This is a genomic window from Bacillus sp. 220_BSPC, from assembly GCF_001054655.1.
GTDB classification, from domain to species: Bacteria; Bacillota; Bacilli; order Bacillales; family DSM-1321; genus Peribacillus; species Peribacillus frigoritolerans.
The window spans coordinates 18,949-44,364 of the sequence record NZ_JVPL01000160.1; the positions used below are offsets into that span (position 1 = coordinate 18,949).

The window sequence follows — 25,416 nt, forward strand, 5'->3', positions numbered from 1 at the left end:
CTAAAAGGTTGTATCAGATGCCCGATGAATTAATGGTTAAAATGGATATTCGCGATAGTGAGTTTGAAGGGAAATCCATTTCGTAACAGTGAATTCTTCGACAATCCATGGGCTTCCGAATCTGCCTAAACCACTCATTTTGTTCCCGCCGAATGGTATGTTCGTTCCATCATTAACGGTTTGATCATTGATGTGTGTCATTCCGCTGTCGATTTGTAACCCTAAGCGTTCGCCCTTTTCCAGATCAGAAGTGAAGATAGCCGAACTTAAACCATAAATGGTGTCATTGGCGATATCAATGGCTTCTTCATCCGTTTCTGTTCGAATGATGGACACGACAGGAGAAAACATTTCTGTTTGTGCGATTTTATCCGAGTTCTGTACATCCCGGAAAATAGTTGGTGTCAGCACATTGCTAATGCGTTTTCCCTCAAGTGCAACATTGACCCCGGCAGCTTTAGTTTCCTCGATGATTTGTTGTACTTTTTCTAATTGACGCTCGTTGACAAGTGGTCCAATGATTGTTTTAGGATCTAATTGGTCACCAAATGGAAGAGCTTTTGCACGTTCAACGAATTTTGCAGTAAAGTCTTCGTAAAGGTCTTTATGCACGATTATGCGGTTAATGCACATGCAAATCTGTCCTTGGTGAATGTACTTCCCGAAGATTGCAGCATCAACGGCACGGTCCACATCTGCATCAGATAATACAATGAAAGGATTATTACCGCCGAGCTCCAGCGCAACTCGTTTTAGGTTTTTCCCTGCAATGGCCCCGATGTGCTGTCCTACAGGAGTAGAGCCTGTGAAGCTGATTAATTTAGGAATCGGGTTTGTCAGCATGCCATCACCGATTTCTTCCAGGTCAGTAAGGATCATATTAAAGACCCCTTTTGGAAGACCGGCATATTCAAATGCTGCAGCGATGATGATTCCTCCAGTAAATCCAACTTGAACGTCCGGTTTATGAACGACTGCATTTCCTAATGCAATGGCTGGTGCGATGGTTCTCATTGACAAGTTCATCGGAAAGTTAAACGGAGATATTGAAGAGATAACTCCTAGTGGCAGACGATGTATATGATTGACTTTATGCTCTATAGCTGACGGAACTTCATGCATTTGATATATTTCATCCACCATGTTAGTAGATTCTCCGACTATTTCCATAGTAAGCTGAAATTCAACGTTTGCTTTAATAAGCGATCCACCTGTTTCACGGGAAATCATTTCAACGATTTCATTCCGGTTTTCCTGCAGGAATTCACCAACTTTAAGCAGGACCTGACGACGTTTTTCGGCTGATGTTTTTGCCCAACCTTTTTGAGCATTCTTTGCTATTTCAAATGATTCTTCGAGCTGTTTTGATGTAGCCAAGCTCACATTTGAAATCACGGCATTATTGTATGGGTTTAAAATATTATATCTGCGTTGACTTAAGCCTTCCATCCATTCCCCATTGATGAAGCTTTTGTTTAAATCCTTGAATTTCTCCATTTTGAACACCCCTTTATGTTGTAAACAAATATATTTTACTGCTGTTTGTATCATATTTAAAATATCTATATAATTAAGTTTATATACGATATACATATATATCAGAGGTGCCAATATGGATATTAGACAATTACGATATTTTCTCATTCTTGCAGAAGAAGGCCAGGTTTCCCGTGCAGCCAAAAAGTTGAATATGTCACAGCCGCCATTAAGCCAGCAGCTCCGCCTTATGGAAGAAGAATTAGGGACTACTTTACTTGAGCGAAAAAGGAACGGTAAAAGTATGGAGTTGACCGAAGCTGGGAGGGTACTTTACGAGAAGGCTAAGGATATGCTGCAATATTTCGAGGACTCCTTGCTCGAAGTGAAGGAAACGGGTGAGGGAATTAAAGGTACACTTTCAGTAGGTTCCGTACTTGCGTATATGTCTTATTTACCTGATAAAATTAATAGTTTCAAGAAAAAATATCCTTCCGTTTCCTTTAAAATATTCGCAGGAGATCCATATGAAATAAGTAATTATTTGGAGAATCAGGATATCGAACTTGCCATTGTTCATTTACCTGTCGAGATGAAGGGTCTTTCCAGTTTGAACTTAGGACAAGTGCCGAATGTTTTTGTTGTACCTGAGGATTGGGACAGCTTCACTTCGAAGGATAGGGTTCATTTAAAGGATATTGAAAACATCCCATTGCTTTTAGTGCATAGGGAAAAAGGACCAGGGATTTACGAGGAAATTATCGAGGAATTTAAAAAGCGGGAAATACAGCTAAATATTTTATGCGAATGCCATGATGTAAATGTTCTGCTTTCTCTGGTTGCAGCTGGAGTTGGGGCGAGTATTGTTCCGAAATCAGCTGTTTCACCCCATATTTTAAAAGGAGTGAAAGTGCTGGATATTATCGATTCTTCAATTCAATCGAATATAGCCTTGGTTTTTAGACAAGATCGTTATCTTTCCAAAACGGCAAAACATTTTATTGAGTTGTTTTGAAGAAAAGCTAGGCCTTCCTAATGCCTAGCTTTTACTTTACATTTAAGGATGAATCATTCCCATACTTCTTTTGCTAAATCAACGACGAATTTCAGTTTTTCCCATTGCTGTGCTTCGGTTAGCTTGTTGCCGTGATGTGTGGAGGCGAAGCCGCATTGGGGGCTTAAGCATAATTGTTCGAGCGGAACGAAGTGTGAGGCTTCTTTAATGCGTGCCTTAACAGCTTCCTTGTCCTCGATTTCCCCATTTTTTGAAGTGACGACACCCAGTACGACCCGTGCACCGCCATTTGGAATGTATTTCAAGGGTTTGAAATCCCCTGAGCGTTGATCATCATATTCCAAGAAGAATCCATCCACTTTTTCTTTTGCCAATAAAGTTGGGGCGATACGGGCATAGCTTCCTTCAAACGCCCATGTCGACTGGTAGTTTCCGCGACATAGGTGGGTAGTGACGATAAGGTCTTCTGGTTTGCCTTCCAATGCGCCATTAATGACCCGAAGTGCAAGATCAATTAATTGTTCCCTCGTATATTTTCCATCCTTGAACTGGAAATCCGGAGCTGAAAGTCTGGCAATATATACATCATCCAATTGAAGATAACGCACACCTGCTTCATAAAAGGCTTTCAAAGCATGCTGATAGGCTTTGATGATATCATTTGCATAGTCTTCGATATCAGGGTAGACGTCTTCATTATGAATGCCTGCAGCAAATAATTGATTCGGACTGGGAATGGTTTGCTTGGCAACGGCACGTCCGTTCACGATTTTATTCAATTCAATGAAATCACGAATGAAGGGATGTTCAGGGTTGAATGAAACCTTCCCGGTATTGCGAACATTATATCTCTCTGTTTCGGCACCATCGAATGTGAGGCCTTTTTCAGTTACATATCCCTCGATGCCATTTAAATGTTCGAGGAAGTCAAAGTGCCACCATGTTCGTCTGAACTCACCGTCCGTAACGGACTCTAAACCAACTTCAATTTGTTTATCGACGATCCGTTTGATTTCTTCGGTTTCAATTTCACGAAGCCGCTCAGCTGAAATGGTACCTTCCTTAAAGTCCTTTCTGGCAATATGTAAACGTTCCGGTCTTAATAAACTTCCGACGTGGTCCGCCCTGAATGGTGCTTTCGTTAATGTGATTGACATGTTGATTCCTTCTTTCCTTTTAAAAATAAAAAACCTCTTCTTAAAAATAAGAAGAGGTGTTGGCAATAAAGCTATATACTCTTCTTATCTTCAAGTTTTTACACTCCTGGAATTAGCACAGTACAAGATCAGTCTGTTGCTGAGGCATCAAAGGGCCAGTCCCTCCACCTCTCTGGATAAGAGTTGTCTATTAAATTAACTATGACTATACAGGTAGTTTTTATGAAGGTCAAGGGGTGGAGGTGGAATATTTCGAATATACCGTTTATTAACCCGGGCTGAAATGTTAACGGCATCAGGGAATCCGGCATATGCTTTGAGTGTGGAGGGGATGCAAGGATGAGTCCATTCAAAAATGGCATACCGTTTACGGTAACTGAAGCCATGATAGAGAGAATCATAAAAATGAAATCATCTGGTCAGGATATTAAAGTCGAGATTACGCCAAGGCATATTGTGCTTTCCGGTACGATGGAAGTGAAAAAAATGATGTTTAAGAAAAACGTGGCTTTCCGGATTACATTAAAACCGGTTCATGTGGAAAAAAGAACGATTTCATTCGAATTAGTGGAAATGGAACCCATTGACAGGAATTTCATCAACCAAAGGATATTTAACAGACCGCCATTTTTTGAATATGAAAAAAGAGCAATCAAAATGAATGTTAATGCTTGGAGCATCGTGAGGAAAATTCCGATTGGCACAATTAAATCGTATGAACTCGCCGAAGGTGCATTGAAAATGAAACTTTCTATATGATTTAAGGGGATATTTTACATATATCCTTAGCCGTAACCTATAAAGGGTTTGCCAGGTATGATAGTGTTAAGATGACATGGTTCATGAAAAAATGTGTTTGATAAATCAAGCTCTTTAAAATATACTAAATGACTTGAAGTTTTGAGTTTTTCTGGGAATGAGGAGGATAATGATGGATCAGAAGATTTTGCCTGCTTCAGCAAGCATGAAGGATTTCGAAAGATTTCTAGAAAGTTCCTATGAAATAGGTGTGTTTCTTGATTTGCATATCTCACAATTGAAAAATGTAAGTATGATGGCAAAGCAGCATAATAAGAAAATGATTTATCATGTCGATTTGATCCATGGCATAAGAAGTGATGAGTACGCGACGGAATTCATTTGTCAGGAATATAACCCCTATGGGCTGATTTCGACTAAATCAAGCGTTATATTGAAGGCGAAGCAAAAGGGGGTCATTGCCATCCAGCGAATCTTTTTAATAGACTCACATGCGCTTGAGAAAAGTTATAAGCTGGTGCAGAAAACAAAGCCGGATTATATCGAAGTATTGCCGGGCGCCATGCCATGGATGATAAAAGAAGTGAAGGAACGATTGCAGACACCGATTTTTGCAGGCGGCCTCATACGTACTTCGGATGAAGTCCTGAATGCCCTTGATGCAGGGGCATCGTCAATCACCACTTCAAAAACGGAATTATGGGATATCGTCTAATAGGGAAAAATTGAAAAAAATTACAGAAAAATAGATTAATTTCTCACAAATTATTGACAGCGTTTTCATAACCTAGTATATTTTACAGTACAAGTTAATATATGTGACGGAGACTAGGAGATTCACAACAGATCTATTCATAATTTTTTTATGAAGATAGTTCTGCTGTGGATCTCCTTTTATTTGTTGGCAAGGTTTAAAAAATTATCAGGGGAGGGTTTTATCATGACTCCATTTTGGGGAGAAGTGTTAGGCACGATGATTTTAGTTTTATTCGGAGCAGGTATTGGGGCAGGTTCATCCTTAAAGGGTTCCTATGCAAAAGATGCCGGCTGGATCGTTATCACGATTGCATGGGGATTGGCTGTTACCATGGGTGTTTTTGCAGTGGGGTCCATAAGCGGGGCGCATTTAAACCCGGCGGTCACAGTTGGGTTTGCCATTATTGGAGAATTTCCATGGAGTGATGTGCCCGGTTACATCGTTGCCCAGATGATTGGCGCGATACTCGGCGCAACTCTAGTATTCCTGCACTATTTGCCACACTGGAAAGCTACGGATGATCCAGGGGCGAAGCTTGGTGTGTTCGCGACTTCACCTGCAATCCCGCACACATTTTCAAATCTACTAAGTGAGATGATTGGAACTTTCATCCTTATTCTTGGTCTATTATTTATAGGGGCCAATGATTTTACAGAGGGTCTAAACCCATTCGCAGTAGGGTTATTGATTGTCGTGATCGGGATGTCACTTGGGGGAACGACAGGATACGCCATTAACCCGGCCCGCGACCTGGGGCCGCGCATCGCTCACTTTTTGCTGCCGATACCTGGTAAAGGCAATTCCAACTGGGGCTATTCATGGATTCCGGTCGTTGGACCGATTGTAGGGGGTTCACTTGGTGCCGTTTGTTATAAAGCATTTTTTATGGGGGAAATAACGGCAGGATTTTGGTCTGTTATGGGTGCAAGCCTGGTACTATTGATAGTAGCCTATGCTTTTGGTAAAAAACAGTCAAATGAAATGGATAGCAGAAATATCGCTAGTTAATTAAAAGGGGGCATACACAATGGAAAAATACATTTTATCATTAGATCAAGGAACAACAAGTTCTAGGGCGATTTTATTTAATGAAAAGGGGGAAATCGTCCATTCCTCCCAAAAGGAATTCACACAGCATTTCCCTAAACCAGGCTGGGTCGAGCATAACGCCAATGAGATTTGGGGATCGATCCTGGCGGTGATTGCCGGTGTACTATCTGAATCCGGTGTAAAACCAGAGCAAATTGCCGGTATCGGGATCACCAATCAGCGTGAAACGGCAGTCGTTTGGGATAAGGAAACAGGTACACCTGTCTATAATGCGATTGTATGGCAGTCCAGGCAAACAAGTGGAATCTGTGATGAGTTGAAGGAAAAGGGACTTAATGATTTATTCCGGGATAAAACGGGATTGTTGATAGATGCCTATTTTTCCGGAACGAAAGTGAAATGGATCCTCGATAATGTGGAAGGGGCAAGGCAAAAGGCAGATGAAGGCAAGCTGTTATTCGGTACCATCGATACTTGGCTGATCTGGAAGCTATCAGGAGGCAAGGCTCATGTAACGGACTATTCCAATGCATCCCGGACATTGATGTACAATATCCATGAACTGAAATGGGATGAAGAACTGCTTGAGATATTGACTGTACCAAAGTCGATGCTGCCGGAAGTGAGGCCTTCCTCAGAGGAATATGCACGTACGATCGACTATCATTTCTTCGGCCAATCGATTCCGATCGCCGGGGCAGCCGGTGATCAGCAGGCAGCATTATTCGGCCAAGCCTGCTTTAATGAAGGAATGGCTAAAAATACGTATGGAACAGGCTGTTTCATGCTCATGAATACAGGAACCAAGGCTGTCAGCTCCGAACACGGACTATTGACGACCCTTGCTTGGGGCTTGAATGGGAAGGTCGAATATGCACTTGAAGGCAGTATATTCGTAGCTGGCTCCGCCATCCAATGGCTCCGCGATGGCCTGCGGATGCTGCATGATGCCAAGGACAGCGAGGCCTATGCAAAACGGGTGGAAAGTACGGATGGAGTATATGTGGTACCAGCTTTCGTAGGACTTGGAACTCCATATTGGGACAGCGAAGTGCGGGGAGCCGTTTTTGGTTTGACGCGCGGCACATCAAAAGAACATTTCATTCGTGCCACACTTGAATCACTTGCGTATCAAACGAAGGATGTCCTTGATGCAATGGAGGCAGATTCAGGAATCGAGCTGCAAACATTAAGAGTGGATGGCGGGGCAGTCAAGAATGACTTCTTGATGCAATTCCAGGGCGACTTATTACGTGTGCCCGTCGAGAGGCCGACCATAAACGAAACCACTGCATTAGGTGCTGCATACTTAGCAGGCCTTGCTGTCGGGTATTGGAAGGATCAAGAAGAAATCTCCCGGCAATGGGCGGTGGATAAAACCTTTGAACCATCCATGGAAGAGCAAGAAAGTGAAAAATTATATGAAGGCTGGAAGAAAGCCGTACATGCCGCTATGGCGTTTAAATAAAAAACAACATGTATCCTTTCTCAAATGAGCTGGAGTATGCTATAATGAAATCAAGTTAATAACTCGGCCGGAGAACAGGAGAGACCATGAATGCGTTATCGTTAATTCGATAATGTGCATTTATGGTCTCTTTTTTTGTTTTTAACGGCAGATTAGGGATATTAATATCTATATAACTTATGCGAACAAATGAACCAATTGAATATAATGACCGAATTCACGAGTAAATCGTGTGAATTCACGAGTAAACCGTGCGAATTCACGAGTAAAAGTGCAGAATTCACGAGTAAATCATACGAATTCACGAGTAAAAGTGCAGAATTCACGAGTGAACAGCGCCAATTCATACAAAAAACAATAGAATGCAATACTTAAAGGAGGAGTCAGGCATGAGGTTTTCAAATATATATCGGGAAGAAACGGTCGAAACTCTGAAAAAAGAGAAATATGATGTGGTTGTCATTGGTGGGGGAATTACCGGTGCAGGGATCGCCCTGGATGCAACGACCCGTGGAATGAAAGTGGCTTTGGTTGAAATGCAGGACTTTGCAGCAGGTACTTCAAGCCGCTCGACAAAACTTGTTCATGGCGGGTTGCGGTATTTGAAGCAATTTGAAATAAAAATGGTTGCCGAGGTTGGTAAAGAGCGAGAAATCGTTTATGAAAATGGGCCGCATGTGACCACGCCGGAATGGATGCTGTTACCGATGCACAAAGGAGGAACCTTCGGGAAATTCAGTACCTCCATTGGACTTCGGGTATATGATTTCCTTGCGGGTGTTAAAAAAGCCGAACGCAGGAAAATGCTTTCGGCAGATGAAACACTAAAGCGGGAGCCTCTCGTTAAGAAAGAGGGACTGAAGGGCGGAGGCTACTATGTTGAATACCGGACAGATGATGCACGTCTTACTATTGAAGTCATGAAGGCGGCTGTCGATAAAGGTGCAACACCGATAAATTATACAAAAGTAGATAAATTGTTATATGAAAATGGAAAGGTGAACGGCGTCCAAGTTGCCGATTTACTTTCAGGTGATTCTTTTGAAATATACGCAGACAAAGTTATTAATGCAGCAGGTCCGTGGGTGGATTCCATTCGTGAGAAGGACCAATCGAAAAAAGGGAAGACGCTGAAGTTATCCAAGGGTGTTCACGTGGTCATCGACCAATCGAAATTCCCGTTGAAGCAGGCGCTTTATTTTGATACGCCTGATGGCCGGATGATTTTTGCCATCCCGAGAGCCGGTAAAGCTTATGTAGGGACTACGGATACTTTTTATGATGGTGATCCTGCAGTGCCGACCGTTACTTCCGAAGACCGTGCCTATCTATTAAAGTCCATACATTATATGTTTCCAGAAGTGAACATTACGGATGATGATATCGAATCCAGCTGGGCTGGGGTAAGGCCGTTGATTCTTGAAGAAGGGAAAGATCCTTCTGAGATATCAAGGAAAGATGAAATCTGGGAGTCCGATTCTGGCCTTATCACGATTGCGGGTGGGAAATTGACCGGTTATCGCAAAATGGCAAAAACGACGGTCGACCTTTTGGCAGGGAAGCTTGCCCAGCAATCCAATAAAACTTACCCAGCCAGCACCACTAAAAGAATGCCGATTTCCGGAGGGGATGTCGGGGGATCAAGCAACTTCTCCGATTATATCAAGCAACATATTCAAAGGGGAGTTGACTCAGGACTCACTGTTAAGGACTCCGAAGAGATATTGGCCATGTACGGGTCCAACGCACCTGTGTTATTCGATTTCGCAAAACGCGAAGGAGACGGAGGAGCAAGCAGTGACCTTCCAAAGAAATTGTTCGTACAGCTGAAATACGCACTAGATCATGAAATGGCCGCAACTCCAGTGGACTTCTTCTTCCGCAGGACCGGGACCCTGTTATTCGATATCGATTTAGTCCAAGCGCATAAACGTGCAGTGATCGATTATATGGCTGTGTATTTCGGATGGATGGAATCAACAAAAATGGAGAGAACCAATCAATTGGAACAGGAAATACTAGGTGCAATCAGCGTATCTTGACCTATATGCAAAAACATGACGCCGGCGGAATCGCTGGCGTTTTTTTTGAATTCGGAATGTGATTATTGGGACATTTGCAAGTGGAAAAATAAAAATGTCCATGTTAGGTTTCCTGACGCAAAAACTATTGTTTAATCCATTAAGATGAAATATAATCAATAAAAGATAAGTTTGAATTTTCTAAATTCGATTAAAGGGGGAGCTTGATTGTCTGATTTTATTACGGCTTTAAATGGGGTTTTATGGAGTACGCCAGTCATTTATATTTTATTGGGAGTAGGTTTATTATTCTCTATTTTAACCCGGTTTCTGCAAGTGAGGCATATTAAGGAAATGGTCGTTTTGATGTTCCAAGGCAAAAGTTCGGAAGCGGGCGTTTCCTCATTCCAGGCTTTATCCATAGCCCTTTCGGGTCGGGTCGGTACAGGTAACATTGCAGGAGTGGCGACGGCCATCGCTTTTGGCGGTCCTGGTGCTGTTTTTTGGATGTGGGCAATTGCCTTCATTGGAGCATCAAGTGCATTTGTGGAATCCACTTTAGCTCAAATATATAAAGTCAAACAAGACGGTCAATATCGAGGGGGCCCTGCCTATTATATTGAAAAAGGAATGGGCGTGAAGTGGTTTGCTGTCCTTTTTGCGTTCGCTGCCCTTATAGCCATGGCTGTACTGATGCCTGGTGTTCAGGCCAATTCAATCGCTGCCGGTATGGAGAATGCATTTGGAATTCAACCTGCAATCACGGGTATAGCTGTCATTCTATTACTTGGTTTCATTATATTCGGCGGTGTAAAAAGGATAGCTAATGCTGCACAAATAATCGTTCCATTCATGGCCCTGGGCTATATATTGCTATCCGTTGTCATCGTCCTAATGAACATTACAGAATTACCAGGTGTCATTTCATTAATATTCAGAAGTGCCTTCGGGATGGATTCTGCATTTGGCGGGCTAATCGGGATGGCGATAGCTTGGGGAGTGAAACGCGGCGTTTATTCGAATGAGGCGGGACAAGGCACAGGTCCTCACCCGGCTGCCGCCGCAGAAGTATCGCACCCGGCAAAACAGGGCCTTGTCCAAGCATTCTCGGTTTATATCGACACATTGTTCGTTTGCTCCGCTACGGCCTTCATGATTTTATTTACAGGCATGTATAATACACAAGCGGAAAATGGTTCATATATCGTCAATAATTTGGGAGAAGTAACACCTGGTCCAGGGTATACACAAGCGGCAATCGATAGTGTAATCCCAGGTTTTGGTGCTGGCTTTATTGCAATAGCCCTTTTCTTCTTCGCCTTTACGACGATCATGGCCTACTATTATATTGCAGAAACCAATATTGCCTATTTAATGCGTAAGCGGAACAGTAAGTGGGCCATGCTGGCATTGAAACTTATCATACTTGCGGCAAGTTTCTATGGAACCATTCGTACTGCAGAGATGGCTTGGGCATTAGGTGATGCTGGATTAGGAATTATGGTATGGCTCAATGTCATTGCCATTTTAATTCTGGCTAAACCGGCGCTCATTACGTTAAAGGATTACGAAAAGCAAAAGAAAGCAGGAATCGATCCGGTTTTCAATCCAAAAGCTTTAGGCATAAAAAACGCCGATTTTTGGGAGCGTGAATACACCGGCGACAAGGAAAACGTTTCTTGAGGGAAAATGCCCTTGAATTCTTTTAATAGAAGAAGATACATGAAAAACCAGCTCAAGTTATTTACGAGCTGGTTTTTCATGGTGTTGATAACCAGGGGGGATGATATGTTAGCGAAACTAGCCCAAGAAATTGCGAACATAACCAGTGAAGTAATCGGCCATGATGTGCTTACTACGGATAAAGACGGAATGGTGCTTGGTTCAAGCGATAAATCGAGAATCGGCAAAGTGGAAGAACCATTGAAACGTTAGGTCTCAGCAAACTATCGAAAGAGGAAATCATGGAGTTCATTCGTACTGGGACGCATAAAGTTCCGTATAAGGTGAGTACAGTAAAATCGTAACAAAACGAAACTCTAAACCTTTTGAAAATAGGTGAAACATGTATAAGGAGAGAGGAATACGGCAGACCTAGCCGCGTTTTCTTCTCTCCTTAGCTTATTGAATCTCCCGAACTCAAAAACCGGACGCTCTTTAAGATCTCTGTTTTATAAGCTGTAAATCGATGTATAGTTGCATTCTCGAATGAAAGTCATCAAAATCGATTGAGGTGAGATCGGTTATTTGATTCAATCTATATTTCAATGTGTTGGTATGAATGTATAGCTGTTCAGCTGTCGGTTTGATCCGGCAATTGTTAAACAGATATATTTCCAGTGTTTGAAGGAGTTTGGTTTGGCTTTCCTGGTCCTTCTTTTGAAGAATCGCTAAATCCATATTGATATAATTCGTTTTAATATGATGATTGGAGATCATATCGAGGTAACGGAAAATCCCGAGCTTGCTATATTGGAAAGGAAGCTGTTCAGGTTTACCGATGAACTTCGCTGCATTGATTACTTCCAGGGCTTCGAGGTAGGATTTTCTTAATTGAAGAATCGAAGAATATTCATTTCCGATTCCAGGGAATACCTTTTTGTCATTGAATTGGGATAGAACCGTATTCGTTAAATCATTGGCGCTTTCAGAAAGGAGTTCTTTCCCTTTTCCGTTGCTGCCAATCAAGACGATGATCTTCAATTGGTTAGTGAATACATGGGAAAAATGATTCAATGCATTGGCGAATAGACTGACTGTATCCGTTAATTCATCGAAATGTTCCGCATCGGATTGAGCGATTGTAAAGACATTTACAAGGAAAGTTTCCGGAATGAGGAGATTCATATTGGCAGCTTCCCATTTTATTTGGTTTTCCGTTTGATAGACTTCATCTATGACCTTTTGATAAAACTCATTTTTTTCTTCATCTTTTTTTATGTTTATCTGTTTTTTCTGATAAAGGAGCTTGCCGATATGATGGGAAACTTCATGTAAAAATTCCAAATCGGAATCAGTCATCATTTCCGTTTCTTGGACCCAAATGAATCCGAAGACCTGTCCTTTGTGAACGGCGCTCACAACGACTCTTTGATTTAATCCGATTTCCTCAATTTGTTTCACCCTAAATGGATGATCCACCGTTTTAAGCTGTTCGACAATGCCCTCATCCATGAATTTCTCCAAAATTGGAATCGGCCAATGCTTTGTGAAGATGGTTTGCCGATTGGCTTGGTCGAAGTGTTCGATATAATATGAACTATATGCCAGCAATAAAAATTGGTCATTTTCGATGACGACTGGTTTTTTTAAATAAGTGCTGACCATATCCGTTATATCGTTGATGTTTGTAAGAGTCAGGATTTTTTCTAATGACATATATGGCCCCCTGTTATTTTTTGAAGTGTATGACAACTTAGTTTAATAATACTTTTAAACGGATGGCGTGTATAGGGGCAAGCACAAAGAAGGAACGGTATATGAAAAAATACCGTTCCTTTTAGGGGATTTATTATTGTTTTAATATTCTTTCGAATTCTTCAAATTGATCTTCTACTTCTTTTGATGGTTTCGCTGTAAGAAGACTGACCACGATGATGGCGATCAAGCTTCCGCCAAAACCAGGAATCATTTCATAAAGCGTATCTGATAATCCTGCCATGGACCAGAAAATTACAGTACCGGCACCGACTATCATCCCTGCTAAAGCACCCCACTTTGTCATGCGTTTCCAGCACAGACTAAGCAGAATCAATGGACCGAATGCAGAACCGAATCCTGCCCATGCATATCCGACAAGTCCAAGAATCGTGTCATTCTGCTCCCAAGATAGGATGAGCGCGATAATGGATATGATCAGCACGGATAATCTGCCGAGAAAGACAAGCTCTTTATCAGAAGCTGAACGCCGGAAGAAGGTTTTGTAAATATCCTCCGTTAAAGAACTGGCTGTTACTAAAAGCTGTGAAGCTATCGTACTCATAACGGCTGCAAGTATTGCAGAAATCAAGAAGCCGGTAATGAATGGGTGAAATAATATTTCTCCTAAAACCATGAAGACGGTTTCAGGATCATCTAATTTCAGGTCGTTTTGAGAAAAATAAGTGATTCCGATGAACCCTGTCAGCATGGCACCGATACTGGCGAAAATCATCCAGCCCATCCCGATATTTCGAGCCTTCTTAATTTCCTTAATAGAACTGATTGCCATAAAGCGGACAATGATATGAGGCTGTCCGAAGTATCCCAGTCCCCATGCAAACAATGAGATGATTCCTAAAAAGCTCGTTCCAGTGAAAATATTCAATAGAGCTGGATCAATGGAGCGTGCCGTGTCGATGGAAGGACCGAAACCTCCCACGTGGAATAGGGTGACAATTGGTACAAGGATCAAGGCGACGAACATGATGATTCCTTGAACGAAGTCCGTCCAGCTAACTGCCAGGAATCCGCCGAACAAGGTATATGCCACAACAACTCCTGTTAAGATCCATAAGCCTGTATGGTATTCCAGGCCGAATGTACTCCGGAATAGGACCCCGCCGGATACCATTCCTGATGAAACGTAAAAGGTGAAGAATACCAGGATAACCAAAGCCGAAATGAACCTTAGGATTCTTGAACCCTCACCAAAACGATTTTCCAGGAAAGCGGGGATCGTGATGGAGTTACTGGCGACTTCCGTATAGGTTCTCAATCTTGGTGCAACATAAAGCCAGTTCGCATAGGCACCCAGTGTCAGGCCAAATACGATCCACATTGAACTTAATCCTGTTGCAAACATGGCACCAGGCAGCCCCATTAAAAGCCAACCGCTCATATCCGCAGCCCCGGCACTTAATGCAGTGACTGCTGCACCAAGACCCCGGTCGCCAAGCATGTAGTCATTTAGATTAGAGGTCCTTTTGTAGGCGAAATATCCGATTAGCAACATGCCAGCCATGTAAATGCTGATTGAAATTATTAATGCGTAATCCATAAAAGACTCCCTTCAGGTTGAAATTTATAATTTTTTGTTTTAAAAGAGGAAGCAACCTATTTGTCACTTCCTCCATTTAACCTCATTTTGGTTTTCGTATCCAGTATGGAAGATACGAAAACCATAGGGGTTTCAAATCATCTTCAAATTGCTTGATCGAATAACATTATCAGTACGTTTCTGATGTTGTTTTGGCTTGCATATGAAGCTGCAAGTAGTCCGGTCCGCCTGCCTTGGAATCGGTTCCTGACATGTTGAACCCGCCGAATGGCTGATAGCCTACGATTGCACCAGTACAGCCGCGGTTGAAATACAAGTTCCCTACATGGAATTCTTCGCGTGCTTTTTCCATGTTAAGGCGATTTGTCGTAATGACAGCCCCAGTCAAACCATATTCAGTGTTATTGGCAATCTCAAGAGCTTCGTTAAAGTCCTTCGCTTTAGTGAAGGCAACGACTGGTCCGAAGATTTCTTCTTGCATCAAGCGGGCTTGCGGATCTACATCAGCAACGATTGTCGGTTGAACGAAGTAGCCTTTAGAGCTATCTCCTTCTCCTCCAGTCATAATGCGTCCTTCTTGGTTCCCGATTTCAATATAGCTCATGATTTTGTCAAAAGCTGCTTGATCGATAACCGGTCCCATGAAATGATTTTCTACAGGATTACCAACTGTAAGTTGTTTTGTTAACTCTACAGCGCGATCTAAAACTTGATCGTATACATCTTCTACGATGACAGCACGGGAGCAAGCAGAACATTTTTGTCCCGAGAATCCAAATGCAGATTTCACGATCGATTGAGCGGCCAATTCAAGATCTGCCTCTTTGTCGACGACCATCGTATCTTTTCCGCCCATTTCAGCAATGACACGCTTCAGCCAAATTTGGCCTTCGTTCACTTCAGAAGCACGTTTGTAAATGCGCAGACCTACATCACGTGAACCTGTGAAGGAAATGAAACGTGTTTTTGGATGATCGACCAGGTAGTCGCCCACTTCGGCTCCGCTTCCTGGAACGAAATTCAACACACCTGCTGGAAGGCCGGCTTCAAGCATCACTTCAACGAATTTCGCAGCAACAATAGGAGTAGTCGAAGCTGGTTTCAATAGGATTGTGTTACCAGTAACGATAGCGGCAACAGCTGTACCTGCCATGATGGCAAATGGGAAGTTCCAAGGAGAAATGATGATGCCTACCCCTAATGGAATGTAATCATAGCGGTTAAATTCTCCCGGACGGCTTTGAACAGGCACACCATCTTTAAGCGTCAGCATTTGACGGGCGTAGAATTCAAGGAAATCGATCGCTTCCGCTGTATCAGCATCAGCCTCATTCCAAGGTTTTCCCGCTTCTTTCGTCAATAACGCAGAGAATTCATGCTTGCGTCTGCGAATGATGGCTGCCGCTTTGAATAAAACGTCAGCGCGGATTTCCGGCTTCACTTTTTTCCAGCTTTCAAAAGCGGTAACAGCTTCCTGCATGGCTTTTTCAGCAAGATCCCTATTAGCTTTCGATACGCGGCCGATGATTTCTTGCTTATCTGCAGGGTTATATGAAACGATTTTCTCATCAGTCGTCACTTGCTCTGCCCCGATATAAAGAGGGTAGTCTTGGCCTAAGTAGCCCTCAACAGTTTGAAGTGCTTCCTGATATGCTTTTTTGTTTTCCTCGTTTTTAAAATCAACAAATGGTTCGTGTTTATATGAAATCATTGATAATCACACCTTTTAATAGATTTTTTGTAACAATTAATAATGTTGAAAGTATATTTAGCTTCTGACCATCCCTTTGAAGGCAAAGGCAATATTGGATGGCCTTTCTGCAAGCCTTCTCATGAAGTATCCATACCAATCCAGACCGTATGGTACATAGACGCGCATTTTGTAACCTTGCTTGACCAATTCGTATTGAGTCTTGTTCCTCATGCCATAAAGCATTTGGAATTCGAATTGTGTATTTGGGATGTCATATTTCTTGGCTAGCTCTTTTGTATATTCGATGATTTTGTCATCATGTGAGGCAATGGCCGTATAATTTCCGTTAAGAAGACTTTGCTTAATCAACTTTTTATAGTTTTCGTCTACATCATCCTTTTCGGGAAAAGCCACCTCTGGAGATTCCTTATAGGCACCCTTTACAAGACGCAGGAATGGCTTATATTGGCCAAGGTCCTCCAGATCTTTCTCTGTGCGGAATAAATATGCTTGTAGAACAGTACTTATGCAGTTGTATTTTTCTTTGAACTGTCTAAAGATATCGATTGTTGCCTGACAGCGAACTTCATCTTCCATATCGATCGTGACCATGACTTTATGTTTTTCGGCTGTATCAAGAATTTTCGTCATATTCTCAATCACTAGTTTATGATCGATATCAAGACCCAAAGAAGTCATTTTCAGAGAAACCTGTGAATCAAGTTTTTCCCTGCTGATCATTTCGATGGTTTCGATGCATTCTGCCGTCCGTTCCAGAGTCACTTCCTTGGAATCAACGAATTCCCCAAGATGGTCGACTGTAACCGACAAGCCGCTATTATTAAGTTGTTTAATGAATTTAATGGAACTTTGGAAATCGGTTCCCCCAATGATCTTTCCAGCAGCAAAATTTCCTCCGCTTTTTTTAGCAATATTATTAAGCAGGTTATTCTTAGATAAAAATAAGAAAAAGTCCCTTGTAATGGCTTCCATATAAAGCGCACCCCCTAAGAAGATGTATTTCTTAAATTAAGCTTAAGGTTTTTCGACAATATTCTCAATGTTCTCAAAAAACAATAATTCTGTCATTTGTTTGTCGGTTTTGGACAAATGAAAAGGTTTACATTTCTGCAGTTGTAACGAAGGTTTATCTTTTGACTTAAAGAGAAACGCTAGAGTAAAGCCTTTATTAGTGATTAGGACTTCTATGGATGCGTTTAAAAGTGGCAGCTCGACCATAATCATCCAATACGTTATAATGAACCTTATTTAACAGAATCGGTCAATGTTCGAAGAAAAAACGATAAATGGAGCTTTCATACGTAAAATCGATGAAAAACCGTAAAAATAAGTGCATCGGCAAGCCGGGGAGGATAATGAATGGATGCTGTACTTGAAGAACTTAGAGAAACATCGGGATTGATAGTAGGATTAATAATGGCCCTGGTAATTATGGGGCTGATCGGTTATGCGCTTACGAATGTACATGAATCCATCGTGTCACCTGTGGTTCAGTTCATAAAGAAAATGGTCGGTCGAAAATAGCTCAAGCGGAATACATGACCTTTTGTCCCTAATCGATAACTGGCCCTTGTTAATGAAACCCCTGCAAGGTTTGTCTAAAAGGGACAAAGAGCCCCAAATATATACATATCACCCGTGAATGAAGAAAATCCCCCGCTCCTAATGGAAGTGGGGGATTTTTATTCAGGGGATGTCGTTGAATCTGATATGAACTTTTTCACCTGGAATTTGAAAAGATGAGGCCGTTGGAATGAAGGTTATTTCTGAAAGTAAAGCTTGGATTTTAGGAGCCTGGATAGGAGAGTATGAACAAGAATTGAATAATACATTTAGGCCCGGCCATAAGCGAGGGCCTTTTTGTTTACAAATTAAAGTAGTCATCTGCCTTAGCTCCTGCATCTATACTTCGAACCGCCTTCATGATTTTCTTTAAAACCCCGGCTGACGGCACATACTTGGGATCACTGCAAACTCTGCTTATCGTATTGCGTGAAATTCCTGACGCACTTACAAACTCCTCTTGTGTATATCCGTGTTTATCGATTAATTTACCGACCTTGCTTCGCGCTTTTCTCTTCCCGAATCTAAACATTTGATAACCTCCTAGAATGATTTACTAGCAGTCTCGTCCAGCTTTCACAAAAATATACACATAGTTTCGCAAATGTTTGGGATGCAAAATTGAAAAGCGGTTCCCGGGTTGGTTGTATGATGAAGTTTCAATTAATTTGAATTTATTTCCATTTAAATTATAATACTAAATAGACAGCGAACACAGACTGAATAATGTAAGTGAATGGCTAATTCATATGTACCTTAGGAGGAAATCATGGGAAGAATAGTTCATTTCGAAATTCATGTGAATGACATGGAACGGGCAAAGACGTTTTATGGAGAGGTGTTCGGATGGTCATTTCAAGACTGGAGTGATTATGCAGGGATGCCTTACTTTGGAGCAGTGACTGGCAATGAGAATGAACATGGTATCGATGGTGCTTTGATGCAGCGTCCTAGTGCTCCGCCGGAAACACACCAAGCGTTAAATGCATTTGCGTGTACCATTGGCGTGGGAAATTACGATTTAACGGAAGCTAAAATCATTGAGAATGGCGGCAAGCTCGCAATGCCCAAATTTGCCCTGCCCGGAATGGCTTGGCAAGGATACTATATCGATCCCGAAGGCAATACTTTTGGAATTCATCAACCCGATGTGAATGCAAAATAGAGTGGATAATAGGTGAATTGAAACATGGAATCACGAGACACGGAAGCGATGCTTGATATTATACGCAATATCTGTCTTGCACTGCCGGAAGCTAATGAACATATTGATGGTTTCGGTCACAATACTTTTAAAATCAATGGAAAATCCTTCGTGATTACTGGTGAAAGCGAGGAAGGATTCAGCTTGTCGTTCAAGTCAGATCGAGAAACTCAAGAATTATTGCTGCAGAAAGAGAAATATTTCAAAACCCCATATATAGGTCGTCACGGTTGGGTTTCCATTCAAAATCCGGATAGGGAAGACTGGGATGAATTGACCTATCTAATTCAAGAAGGCTATTTACGTGCGGCACCGAAGCGTATGGTAAAGAAATGGAATGAGTTGAATAAAAAGTGAAGAAAGGCGGACGATCTGCCTTTCTTTATTTTTTACGTGTAAGAAGGACTCCGGAATTTGGAAAATATAAAGAGGGGGATTGTTGTCTCTCATCAGAAGAACGTTTAAAATTAATAGTAGGTTATGATTTGTATCTTAAAATAAGCAGCTAACTTTAAAGATTGCGAGAATCAATCAAGATTTGGTTGAAGGAAAGGTGTTTGGTTGAAGTGAAAGTTGAATCTTTTTTTTCTGAGAACATTAAAGCGGCACTTAAGAATGATCCGCCCGGTGCATGGATGCCAGATCTGCCAGATGGTTGTATTCGCTTGAGTTCAGGCTATCCTGATCCTGCTCTCGTTCCTGCTGAGGAGCTCAAGGTAGCTGTAGCCAGACTTCTTGATGAGGAGCAGGATTTGCCGCTCCATTATCTCGGAAGTCCGCGAATTCCAAGACTAAAGCAGCAAATCCAGAAAAGGTTGGAAGAGCGTGGAATTTGCGTTTTGGAAGAACAGCTTTTGATTACATCAGGAGCTTGCCAGGGGATTGATCTTATTGCCCGCGTTCTTCTTGATGATAAAGCGGTTGTAGCGGTAGAGTCTCCCACCTACATGGAGGCTTTGGAGGTTTTTCAAAACTATACGAAACGGATTATTAGTATACCTATAGATGAACAGGGACTCCAAACATACCGATTAAAGGAAATGCTGGATGAAAGGAAACGCACAGGTCAAACCCTCCCGCGTTTTGTATATACAATCCCAACTTTTCAAAATCCAACTGGAACGACTATGACAATTGAGCGCCGGAAGCATTTATTGGAGCTTTCCATCGAGTATGATTTCCTCATTCTGGAGGATGATGCATACGGGGAATTATCCTTCGATAAAAATCCGGTCCCGATAAAATCTATTGATACATGCGGGCGAGTCCTCCAAGTCGGGTCATTATCCAAGGTTGTTGCGCCAGGAATGAGGATTGGATGGATAGCGGGAGAAAGTGAATTCATCAAGGCTTTTGAGTGGTTTAAAAAAGATTTAGACCATCCATTTGCTCAAAGTTCAATGGCTGTATACTTAGAAAACACCGATTTTGAGAAACGGCTCGACCTTCTAAAAGATACGTATCGTTCTAAATGCACTGCGTTAATCCATTCTATGGAACAATTCCTTCCAGAATCCGTTTCCTGGTATGTTCCAGATGGCGGTTACTTTGTATGGGTGAGAATTCCAGGAGTGGATACATCGCAGTTATTATCACAGGCTCTGGCTGAGGGTGTTTCATATGTTCCAGGGAAATACTTTTTCTTGGATCAAAACGATGGAGCCGAGTTTCTCCGGCTCTCGTTCAGTTTTGCCAATGAGAAAGAAATGATCGAGGGAATACGAAGACTAGGACAGCTTATCGCATCTAGTTTGTCCTGAAGGATTGTTAGTTTGTTAATCTATAAGTTATTTCGCTGTTTTTTTACGCCTACTTCCTTAAAGGGGGTAGGTTTTTTATTCTTTATATCGAGTTAATAAGCAAAATATTTTCTTCCGACCATGAGAGAGGAAAAGGCTCATACATTACGTTTAAAAAAGCATGAAAATTTTATCGCAGTGATTGAAGAAATATTAGGGGGCAGTGGTGGACAAATTGACAAAAAGAAAAAACCCTTGATATATCAAGGGTTTTCGGAAATGGAGCATAGCGGGATCGAACCGCTGACCTCTACGCTGCCAGCGTAGCGCTCTCCCAGCTGAGCTAATGCCCCGAAATGAGGTACAATAATTATTTTATCGGATTTTGGTGAAAAGTCAATATAAAATATGAGATTTTTGCAAAAATGATAAAAAACCCGTTTGAGTGTAGTCAAACGGATCAGACTATAGACGCGATGAATCACGTAAACCTACAGCTTTTTTGTTTATACGATTGGGATGTAAAAGACCTGCCGCAAAAGATTTCATGTTAATCCATCTCTGGGTTTATTTTTTCATTTATCACGTGCTTCATCAGATTCCAGTATTTAAGCTTATATTTTTTTACTCATCCTGAATTATATCCGTGATGGTGTATGTTTTAACATCAACACGGGCAATGGAGAGATCACGGTTTAATACATAAGCCTGATCCCTATCCTGGCTAAAGACGATTGCTTGCCTTGGTTCTTTGAACCCCCCCGATTGTTTTAACTATGCGGTGATCAGCGACATTTATCACGTCAATCGTATGATCAGCTTTGTTGCTTGCGAAAAGGAGTTTATCATCAGGCGATAGAGCAGCGCCATATGGCTCGCATCCCACTTTGATTTCACCCTTTATATTACCGTCTAGCGTATCAATTGCGGAAATGCTGTTGCGTCCGCTGTTGGCGGCATATAATGTTTTTCCATCAGCGGTAATCGAGATTCCGCGTATACTGGAGAACCCAGTTATTTCACGAATGATTTTTTTGGTGGTGGCATCAACGATAGACACTTTATCTCCTTGAAAGTTCGTGACAAAGATATATTTTCCGTCCGAAGAGACTTTGATGCCCTGCCTTGGTTGGGCGAAACCGGTAATGACGTCAATCGGTTTTCGTTTTTCCAGATCCACGACCGTGACTGAATTGTGTGCTTGATTGTTCACATACAATGTCTTGCCATCCGGGCTGACAGCAGTCCCAAATGCACCCGGACCAACGACAACTTCATCTTTCAAGGTGAAATTTTTTAAGCTGTAAAAACGAATCGTACCGAGCGTACTGTCAGAGACGACAAACTCTGAGCCGCCATCAATAAACACGATGTTTCTCGGTGAACCGAAGCCGTCGATCTTTTTACGCAACTTGCCTTTGGTAAGATCATAGACCAGGATGGATTGTTCACGGCTATCCGAGACAATCGCTATTTGTTCATCCGGACTTACGGCGAGGGAATTGTTGGTGATGTGGGTGTCAAAGCCTGTCGCCAACTCTGGGCTTTTACTTTTAATAGAAGAAGCACCTATTATATTTGGTATGAAAAACACAAATAGTAAGGGTATAATCCATATACTTTTTACCTTCATTTTTTTTAACATCACTCACCTCGGGAAATTATTTTCTTGATAATTTTTTATATCCCTGTCATTATCATGCTGGTTGTCCTGACCACCTTCCTTTAAAATTTTTAATCAAGCCGGAGTTCTTCCTTTCACTATATATAAACGTATAGAGCAGGATATCGGTTTGGTCATTTTGCAAATTTATAATAAATGTATAGAGTGGACCCCATAGATGAATAAGGCCGCAGTGAAGTAACGTAACACCAGACTTCCTCACTGACAGGTGGATGATAGTAAATGTCCATATATAGGTGTTAGATTCTGATGCTGGAGATAAAAACTGATGATTGTGGAAGTTTCGATTGGTTTATGCAGGCAAGACTTAGCCGTTAATTGATGCCTAAATGGACTTGCCAAGGGGTCAAAAATGGTTTAACAGAGTGGACTCGTATAGGTATGGAGGAAAGTTAAGGAGAATTTCAAAAGGGGTTCGGAATGTTTAATTCCCAACCCTTTTATCTAGTGAACCGTTTGAGTGCAGTCAAACGGCCCTTTTATTATACATTTTCGATTTCCACCCGTGCAATTTCCTTAAGATTGGAGACGGTGTAATACACTTCCGATGTTCTGACTTTGTGATCGACCAGAACTTTAAGGGTCAAAAGGTGGTTGTCATTTGCCACATCTTTGATTCTGAGATTTTTGATGAATATTTTTTCTTCTTTGATTTTTTTCAGTACGATTGCAATGTCATCTTTATTTTGTACGACCAGCTGCAGGAAGATTTCTTTTTGCCGTAACTTCATCGGTCCGAGCCAGGTGACGATTGCGGGCACCAATTCCACACTAATGATCAATAAGATGACGCCGGCTATGGCCTCGAGAAAAAAACCAGCTCCAACGGCAATCCCGATTCCCGCCGCTCCCCAGATGATGGCGGCTGTCGTTAAACCGGATATGCTGTTGTTGTCACGCCGGAGAATGACGCCAGCACCTATAAAACCGACGCCGGAAACGATCTGGGCCGCAAGACGCAAGGGATCCATTGTGATATTAACGTCGTCGCTACCCGGGAATTTATAAGCGGATTCCATGGAAACGATCGTTAATAAACAGCTGACGATTGAAATGACCAGGCTTGTTTTTAATCCAACGGGTTTTCGTTTCATTTCTCGCTCTAGGCCGATAATTAGTCCAAGGAGAGCAGAAATCCCCAATTTGATAAGGATTTGCAGTTCCGATTGAGGGTCGAATGTCCATTCCATTTTGTTTCACCACTTCCGAATTATTATCGAAGAATAAAATCGTCTGTTGCCATATACCCGTTTTTCAAAAAAAACTACCCTAATAATTTTAACATAGTAGAATAGAGTTCTATGTAACGTAATTCCGTTGAAAGGAGGAATCTAAGTGCAAATGCCAAAAGTGAATCCCTATGTAGCGTTGGCGATCGGTGTGGCATCCGTATCTTTTTCGGCCATCCTTGTTAAACTGGCGACCGCTCCATCGGGTGTTATCGCCTTTTACCGATTATTATTTACCGTCCTTCTTATGTTGCCGGTTTTCATGGTGAAATACCGTCATGAACTTAAATTCATTGAAAAAAAGGATTGGCTGTATTCGATTGCGGCAGGAGTGTTTTTGGCTTTTCATTTTATTTTATGGTTTGAATCGCTTAATTACACATCGGTCGCAAGTTCAACCGTCCTTGTAACCCTCCAGCCTTTATTCGCTTTTGCCGGAGCCTACCTGTTTTTTAAAGAAAGATTTTCAATGAAGGCAATATTGAGCGGCATCATTGCGATAGCAGGCAGCCTTGTCATTAGCTGGGGTGATTTGAGAATCAGCGGCATGGCGCTTTGGGGAGATATTCTTTCTCTTATCGCATGTGCGCTCGTAACCGGATATTTACTGTTTGGTCAAAATGTCCGAAAACGCATCTCTTCTATAACATATACATTTGTCGTGTATGCAATCAGCGCCGTCGCCTTGTTTTTCTATGTGATCTTCAAGGGAGAGGCATTGGCGCCTTATCCTGCTTCCGATTGGATCTATTTCGTTTTGCTTGCCATTTTCCCGACTTTATTAGGACATTCTTTATTCAATTGGTCACTAAAATGGTTAAGCACATCGACGCTTTCGATGGGAATATTGCTTGAACCGGTGGGAGCGACAATTCTGGCTTATTTCATATTAGATGAACCGATACTCTGGACGCAGGTCCTTGGAGGTACCATCATATTGGGTGGTTTGATGATGTTCTTAAAGGATGAAAAGAAAAGCAAGGAACATAAAGAGGCGCAAGTCTCCGTATAAAAGCAGTAAGTCTCCCGACTTACTGCTTTTAGCTAATATGGGTGAAACAAATAGGTGATCCGTGTGAAAATCAAAGCGAAAGTAAAGCTGAATAAAAACGTCGTACCATTCACCTTGCCTTTTTCTCTGCTGAACTTGATGGCTTCATAAAAAGCGGTACTGAATAAGTAAAGGGCCATACTGTAAGAAATGAGTAATCCGATTAATGGCAGATTCATTGCTTCACCTCATGGAAAAAAGATATCTATATATGACTATTTGTGTTTCTTTGGAAATATGCTTCGTTTATTCATAAAACATGGGCATGGCCTGGATGTCAGGGGAGAGGTGTGATAAAGAATATATAGAGGGAAATAGGTGAAAATGTTTTTTTTGAAAAAGTTTTAAAAAACGTATTGCAAACATTTTTAGTACATGGTATATTATTTCTTGTCGCTAAGACAGCAACTTAAACAGCTAACAAGTTGTTAAAAAGAATTTAAAAAAGTTGTTGACGAAACGTGACGGAATGTGTTACATTATAGAGGTCGCTTCTGAGAGAGACGACATCGAAATTGCTCTTTGAAAACTGAACAAAACAAAGCGCCAAC

23 protein-coding genes, 1 tRNA gene and 1 riboswitch are annotated in these 25,416 nt (G+C 41.7%); of the genes, 13 read left to right on the forward strand and 11 right to left on the reverse strand.

All coding sequences use genetic code 11. The features are described from left to right. Window positions 1–36: 36 nt before the first annotated feature. Window positions 37–1,497 (reverse strand): aldehyde dehydrogenase family protein, encoded by a 1,461-nt coding sequence (locus ADA55_RS10635; RefSeq protein WP_048683264.1) that lies wholly within the window; start codon window positions 1,495–1,497, stop codon window positions 37–39. A 115-nt stretch (window positions 1,498–1,612) separates the two neighbouring features. Between ADA55_RS10635 and ADA55_RS10640 the strand changes: the two genes are divergently transcribed. Further along, window positions 1,613–2,491, forward strand: coding sequence for a LysR family transcriptional regulator (locus ADA55_RS10640; RefSeq protein ID WP_048683267.1), 879 nt, complete (start codon window positions 1,613–1,615; stop codon window positions 2,489–2,491). Window positions 2,492–2,544: 53 nt separating this feature from the next. Here the strand turns inward: ADA55_RS10640 and ADA55_RS10645 are convergent, their stop codons facing one another. Then, complete coding sequence (locus tag ADA55_RS10645; RefSeq protein WP_048683270.1) at window positions 2,545–3,648, reverse strand: 5-methyltetrahydropteroyltriglutamate--homocysteine S-methyltransferase; 1,104 nt, start codon at window positions 3,646–3,648, stop codon at window positions 2,545–2,547. Between the two features lie 81 nt (window positions 3,649–3,729). Then, window positions 3,730–3,831: riboswitch (SAM riboswitch) on the reverse strand. A gap of 156 nt (window positions 3,832–3,987) precedes the next feature. Between ADA55_RS10645 and ADA55_RS10650 the strand changes: the two genes are divergently transcribed. The 7 genes from ADA55_RS10650 (at window position 3,988) to ADA55_RS29310 (ending at window position 11,638) form a co-directional block, all read left to right on the forward strand. Then, window positions 3,988–4,407 (forward strand): hypothetical protein, encoded by a 420-nt coding sequence (locus ADA55_RS10650; RefSeq protein WP_048683271.1) that lies wholly within the window; start codon window positions 3,988–3,990, stop codon window positions 4,405–4,407. Between the two features lie 172 nt (window positions 4,408–4,579). After that, the gene (locus ADA55_RS10655; RefSeq protein ID WP_048683275.1) at window positions 4,580–5,122 is read left to right on the forward strand and encodes a glycerol-3-phosphate responsive antiterminator; all 543 of its coding nucleotides are present in this window, start codon (window positions 4,580–4,582) and stop codon (window positions 5,120–5,122) included. Between the two features lie 225 nt (window positions 5,123–5,347). Beyond that, a complete protein-coding gene (locus ADA55_RS10660; protein WP_048683279.1) occupies window positions 5,348–6,172 on the forward strand; it encodes an MIP/aquaporin family protein in 825 nt (274 codons plus the stop codon). 19 nt (window positions 6,173–6,191) lie between these two features. Then, on the forward strand, window positions 6,192–7,682 hold the full coding sequence (gene glpK, locus ADA55_RS10665) for a glycerol kinase GlpK (RefSeq protein WP_048683285.1): 1,491 nt from the start codon (window positions 6,192–6,194) through the stop codon (window positions 7,680–7,682). A 389-nt stretch (window positions 7,683–8,071) separates the two neighbouring features. Continuing rightward, window positions 8,072–9,724: a glycerol-3-phosphate dehydrogenase/oxidase gene (locus ADA55_RS10670; RefSeq protein ID WP_048683287.1), complete on the forward strand. Its 1,653-nt coding sequence runs from the start codon at window positions 8,072–8,074 to the stop codon at window positions 9,722–9,724. Window positions 9,725–9,931: 207 nt separating this feature from the next. Next, window positions 9,932–11,386 carry an alanine/glycine:cation symporter family protein gene (locus tag ADA55_RS10675; RefSeq protein ID WP_048683290.1) on the forward strand — a complete coding sequence of 485 codons (1,455 nt, stop codon included), beginning with the start codon at window positions 9,932–9,934 and terminating at the stop codon, window positions 11,384–11,386. A gap of 105 nt (window positions 11,387–11,491) precedes the next feature. Continuing rightward, window positions 11,492–11,638, forward strand: coding sequence for a sugar diacid recognition domain-containing protein (locus ADA55_RS29310; RefSeq protein ID WP_105718875.1), 147 nt, complete (start codon window positions 11,492–11,494; stop codon window positions 11,636–11,638). 222 nt (window positions 11,639–11,860) lie between these two features. Here the strand turns inward: ADA55_RS29310 and ADA55_RS10680 are convergent, their stop codons facing one another. The 4 genes from ADA55_RS10680 to ADA55_RS10695 all read right to left on the reverse strand — a co-directional run bounded on the left by ADA55_RS10680 (window position 11,861) and on the right by ADA55_RS10695 (window position 17,367). Next, entirely contained in the window at window positions 11,861–13,081 is a 1,221-nt protein-coding gene (locus ADA55_RS10680; protein WP_048683291.1) for a PucR family transcriptional regulator, read from the reverse strand. A 133-nt stretch (window positions 13,082–13,214) separates the two neighbouring features. Continuing rightward, complete coding sequence (putP, locus tag ADA55_RS10685) at window positions 13,215–14,681, reverse strand: sodium/proline symporter PutP (protein WP_048683294.1); 1,467 nt, start codon at window positions 14,679–14,681, stop codon at window positions 13,215–13,217. A 169-nt stretch (window positions 14,682–14,850) separates the two neighbouring features. Continuing rightward, complete coding sequence (gene pruA / locus ADA55_RS10690; RefSeq protein WP_048683297.1) at window positions 14,851–16,392, reverse strand: L-glutamate gamma-semialdehyde dehydrogenase; 1,542 nt, start codon at window positions 16,390–16,392, stop codon at window positions 14,851–14,853. A gap of 57 nt (window positions 16,393–16,449) precedes the next feature. Next, entirely contained in the window at window positions 16,450–17,367 is a 918-nt protein-coding gene (locus ADA55_RS10695; RefSeq protein ID WP_048683301.1) for a proline dehydrogenase family protein, read from the reverse strand. A gap of 387 nt (window positions 17,368–17,754) precedes the next feature. On the opposite strand from ADA55_RS10695, the gene ADA55_RS29315 reads away from it, so the two are divergent. Continuing rightward, entirely contained in the window at window positions 17,755–17,919 is a 165-nt protein-coding gene (locus tag ADA55_RS29315; RefSeq protein WP_153246116.1) for a hypothetical protein, read from the forward strand. 340 nt (window positions 17,920–18,259) lie between these two features. Here ADA55_RS29315 and ADA55_RS10710 read toward each other — a convergent pair whose 3' ends face one another. Continuing rightward, window positions 18,260–18,490, reverse strand: a complete 231-nt coding sequence (locus ADA55_RS10710; RefSeq protein WP_048683312.1) for a helix-turn-helix domain-containing protein — start codon at window positions 18,488–18,490, stop codon at window positions 18,260–18,262. Window positions 18,491–18,727: 237 nt separating this feature from the next. Between ADA55_RS10710 and ADA55_RS10715 the strand changes: the two genes are divergently transcribed. The 3 genes from ADA55_RS10715 (at window position 18,728) to ADA55_RS10725 (ending at window position 20,922) form a co-directional block, all read left to right on the forward strand. Then, window positions 18,728–19,123, forward strand: coding sequence for a VOC family protein (locus ADA55_RS10715; RefSeq protein ID WP_048683314.1), 396 nt, complete (start codon window positions 18,728–18,730; stop codon window positions 19,121–19,123). A 24-nt stretch (window positions 19,124–19,147) separates the two neighbouring features. Beyond that, the gene (locus ADA55_RS10720; protein WP_048683320.1) at window positions 19,148–19,519 is read left to right on the forward strand and encodes an MmcQ/YjbR family DNA-binding protein; all 372 of its coding nucleotides are present in this window, start codon (window positions 19,148–19,150) and stop codon (window positions 19,517–19,519) included. Window positions 19,520–19,728: 209 nt separating this feature from the next. Next, complete coding sequence (locus tag ADA55_RS10725; RefSeq protein ID WP_048683344.1) at window positions 19,729–20,922, forward strand: PLP-dependent aminotransferase family protein; 1,194 nt, start codon at window positions 19,729–19,731, stop codon at window positions 20,920–20,922. A 259-nt stretch (window positions 20,923–21,181) separates the two neighbouring features. Here the strand turns inward: ADA55_RS10725 and ADA55_RS10730 are convergent. The 3 genes from ADA55_RS10730 to ADA55_RS10740 all read right to left on the reverse strand — a co-directional run bounded on the left by ADA55_RS10730 (window position 21,182) and on the right by ADA55_RS10740 (window position 23,775). Next, window positions 21,182–21,254, reverse strand: a tRNA-Ala gene (locus tag ADA55_RS10730). Window positions 21,255–21,625: 371 nt separating this feature from the next. Beyond that, window positions 21,626–22,546: a beta-propeller fold lactonase family protein gene (locus ADA55_RS10735; protein ID WP_226990449.1), complete on the reverse strand. Its 921-nt coding sequence runs from the start codon at window positions 22,544–22,546 to the stop codon at window positions 21,626–21,628. Between the two features lie 521 nt (window positions 22,547–23,067). Further along, entirely contained in the window at window positions 23,068–23,775 is a 708-nt protein-coding gene (locus tag ADA55_RS10740) for an MgtC/SapB family protein (protein WP_048683326.1), read from the reverse strand. 151 nt (window positions 23,776–23,926) lie between these two features. On the opposite strand from ADA55_RS10740, the gene ADA55_RS10745 reads away from it, so the two are divergent. Continuing rightward, window positions 23,927–24,826: a DMT family transporter gene (locus ADA55_RS10745; RefSeq protein WP_048683347.1), complete on the forward strand. Its 900-nt coding sequence runs from the start codon at window positions 23,927–23,929 to the stop codon at window positions 24,824–24,826. Window positions 24,827–24,858: 32 nt separating this feature from the next. Here ADA55_RS10745 and ADA55_RS10750 read toward each other — a convergent pair whose 3' ends face one another. Then, a complete protein-coding gene (locus ADA55_RS10750; protein ID WP_034310479.1) occupies window positions 24,859–25,044 on the reverse strand; it encodes a hypothetical protein in 186 nt (61 codons plus the stop codon). Window positions 25,045–25,416: the final 372 nt, after the last annotated feature.